The sequence below is a fragment of the Brevibacterium sp. genome, from assembly GCF_022712115.1.
Lineage (GTDB): Bacteria > Actinomycetota > Actinomycetes > Actinomycetales > Brevibacteriaceae > Brevibacterium > Brevibacterium salitolerans.
In genome coordinates this window covers 1-3,455 of the sequence record NZ_JALAHB010000049.1, presented here as the reverse complement: position 1 = coordinate 3,455, position 3,455 = coordinate 1, and the positions used below count along the sequence as shown (strand labels likewise).

The window sequence follows — 3,455 nt, the reverse complement described above, 5'->3', positions numbered from 1 at the left end:
GGGCGGGGCGGCCTCGGGTTCCTCCGCCTCGGGTCACTCGGCGGCGGTGTCGCCCTCGGCGAGACGGCGCCTGCGCTGGCCCGCCCCGCGGCCTCGGCGCGCCTCCTGCACCTTCCTGAACTCCCGGCGGACGGCGCGCTGCCGCTCCTTCACCGCGGTGAGGCGCGCCTTCTCCTCGCGCACCTGCACCCTGGTGGGCTCATGGTTCCGCATGCCCACCTGCAGGTCCTCGGGAATCTCCTCCAGCATCCCGGCACGGGCGCGGGTCCGGTAGCGCAGGATCTCCAGGCGCACGATCCGCGAGAGGAAGTAGATGCCCAGCAGGTTCGGCACCGCCATGAGGAACAGCATCGCGTCGGAGAAGGCGATGACGGAGCTGAGGGAGGCCGAGGCGCCCAGGACGATCGCCAGCACCCACGCCACCTGGAAGATCTTGTCCGCCCTCCGGCTCTCACCCGTGAGGAAGCCGACCGCGCGCTGCCCGTAGTAGGCATAGGCGAGGATCGTGGAGAAGCCGAACAGGATGACGCACACCGTGAGCAGCGTGCCGAACCACGGGGTGACGGAGGAGAAGGCGCTCGTGGCGAGCTGCACCCCGGCCTCGTCCGAACCGTCCGTCTCCACGTCGTAGAGGCCGGATGTGATGATGGCCAGAGCGGTGAGCATGCAGATGATCATGGAGTCGACGAGCGGCTCCCACATGGCCGTGTAGCCCTCCGTGGCCGGGTCGGTCGTCTTGGACGCCGAATGCGCCATCCCGGCGGTGCCGACGCCGGCGACGTTGGAGAACAGCGCGCGCTGGATGCCCACGATCGCCACGCCGACGATGCCGCCGGCGCCCCCCTCACCGGTGAAGGCCCCCTCGAACAGGAGGACGCACGCCCCCGGCCGATTCGCGATGTGCACGAGGATGACGGCGACGGCCCCCACGAAGTAGAGGACCGCCATGAGAGGGGTGATGGCCGAGGTCCAGTCCGCGATCTTCCTGATGCCGCCCAGGATCACGAACCCGGTGAGGACCGCGATGAGCACTCCGACGATCCAGAGCTTGTCCGCGAGCCAGCTGGAATCCCCTCCCGTGGCGCCTACGACGGCCGCGGTGACCTGGTTCGCCTGGAAGAGGTTGCCGGCGCCAAACACTCCGATGAGGGTGGCGACGGCGTAGAAGATCGCGAGGAACCTCCCCAGCCCGGGCCTGCCGATCTCCTTGAGACCGTCTCGCAGGTAGTACATGGGACCACCGGCCACACGGCCGTCCGCCTCGATGCGCCGGTACTTCACGCCCAGCGTGGCCTCCGCCATCTTCATGCTCATGCCGAAGAAGCCGAACGCGAAGATCCAGAGCGCCGCACCGGGACCGCCGATCGTGATGGCGACCGCGACACCGGCGATGTTCCCCAGGCCCACGGTGCCGGAGAGCTCCGTGGCGAGGGCCTGGAAGGACGAGACCTCGCCGGGGTCCGTCTTGCGCGTGGCCTTCCCCCGGATCACCCGCAGGGAGTGCTTGAGGCCTGTGATGGGCTGGAAGCGCAGGTAGACGGTGATGAACACCGCAGCGACCATCAGCCAGAGGACGATGAGCGGGAGGCCGAAGCCGCCCGGCAGGGGGAGCTCGTAGAAGACGACGGCCGAGAGCGCATCCGCGACCGGTCCGAAGTAGGTGTCGATCGCGCCGTCGACGCCGCCGGCGAGGATCTGGTCGCCGGTGGCCGGATCTCCGGCGACCGGGCTGCCTCCAGCGACCGGGTTCACGGCGAGGGGAGCATCGGCCTGGGAAGTGGGAGCTGTGTCGGTATCCATCTGTATGGGCGCGGGGTAGCGATACGGCCGGAGTGTCGGTCCGGCATCGGCGCCTGTCCTGAACAGTAGCAATCCGCCTTGCGCTCAGCGCCCGCATGGCAGGACATCTAAGTCCGCAAAATGGGATGGGTCCACATATCCGCTGGTGAGAGGCACTGGGATCCCATGAGGAATTGAGTGCTTCAGGTCACTCCACCGTCACCCTCCTGTCACCCGCACGGACACACGAGCGAAGAGCGGACCCTGAGCCGGGAGGGCCTCGGGGACGAAGTCGAGGATCCGGGAGACACACGCGGGACGACTTGCCAGACCAGCACCCCTCGGGGCGGATGGCGGCACACAACCGTCCTCGGGGCGGATGGCGACGCACCCCTGCCGGAGACGCGAAGAAGGCCCCGGATTCCTCCGGGGCCTTCCGCTCACTGTGCGCGAGGGGGGACTTGAACCCCCACGACCTTGCGATCACTGGCACCTGAAGCCAGCGCGTCTACCAATTCCGCCACTCGCGCGAACAACGAGATTGAACATTACCAGCGCCCGGAACGGAGCGCCAACCGGAGAGCCGTGACCTCCCTCACATGCATGCGGGCGGGTTCGCTCACGGGCGCTCTCACCGGAAACACCGCCCACCGCAGCGCTTTCCACGCCCACGTGTCGCACCTTTGCACGGTGTGCATAGGCGTGCACATGCGCACAGCATGCAAAGGTGCGACACGTGCGGAGCGACGAACCCGCGGGGCGCCCTCCCACGCACTCAGCTCGCCTGGACCGCGCTCTCATAGTGAGGTCCTAGGCTCATCGCGTTAGCATGGAGTGCTGACGTGTCGCTCTTCCCGCGGTAGTGCGCTCGACATCCGGCCGTGGTCCGCCCAGGACCTGCCCCGCACGCGCCCTCCGGCGCCGGCGGCCCGGCCGCCTGTCGGACCTGCTCCGCGGCGAGGGGCGAGCGGCCCCGCTGGAGCTGAGGGAACGCACGCGCACACCGGCCACCCGCCGGCGGGCGCACCGGGCCTCCCGCTCCAGCGGAGACCGAGCCGGCAGAGAAGCGGATCGACGGACGGAGTTCGGCCCGCCCCGGCCTCGGAAGCATTGCACGGACGACAGCCCCCGGCTGTCCACAAGGTGAAGGAAGGAGGCCGCGTGGGAGTTTTCGACGCCTTCGAGAAGGGCATCGACCGCGTTGTGAACGGCGCCTTCGCCAAGGCCTTCCGCTCACAGGTGGAACCCGTCGAGCTCGCCTCGGCCATCCGCCGGGAAGCGGACAACCGCGCCGCCGTGGTCTCCCGCGGTCGCACCCTCACGGCCAACGCCTACGCGGTGGAGCTGTCGAACGCGGACTTCGAACGTCTGGAGCCGGTCTCCTCCGAACTCCGCCAGGACCTCCGGCAGGTCGTGGGCGAGCACGCCATCGAGCAGGGCTACAGCTTCGTGGGCCCCGTCTCCGTCACCTTCGAGGTGGCCGACGACCTGGACACCGGGATGTACCGCGTCCGCGCCGCCACCCGCCGACCCGACGGCTCACCCGCCGCACAGCCGGCCAACCGCGGCGGCTACGATCCGCCGTCCCGCTCCAACCCCGTCGTGCCGGAGGAGTACGCCGCTCAGTCCGGTCCCACACCGATCTCCAGCAGCGGCCACCCGGTCCAGCCCGCGGC

General features: G+C 69.4%; 2 protein-coding genes and 1 tRNA gene. 1 reads left to right on the top strand and 2 read right to left on the bottom strand.

Annotated features, from left to right (window positions below):
* Positions 1 to 33 precede the first annotated feature (33 nt).
* Together Q0A33_RS02960 and Q0A33_RS02955 are read right to left on the bottom strand one after the other, a co-directional pair.
* Positions 34 to 1,800: an amino acid carrier protein gene (locus tag Q0A33_RS02960; protein ID WP_291792864.1), complete on the bottom strand. Its 1,767-nt coding sequence runs from the start codon at positions 1,798 to 1,800 to the stop codon at positions 34 to 36.
* A gap of 425 nt (positions 1,801 to 2,225) precedes the next feature.
* Positions 2,226 to 2,309: transfer RNA gene (locus Q0A33_RS02955), tRNA-Leu, on the bottom strand.
* Positions 2,310 to 2,940: 631 nt separating this feature from the next.
* On the opposite strand from Q0A33_RS02955, the gene Q0A33_RS02950 reads away from it, so the two are divergent.
* On the top strand, positions 2,941 to 3,455 hold a 515-nt coding region (locus Q0A33_RS02950; protein WP_291792863.1), incomplete at its 3' end, for a DUF3662 domain-containing protein.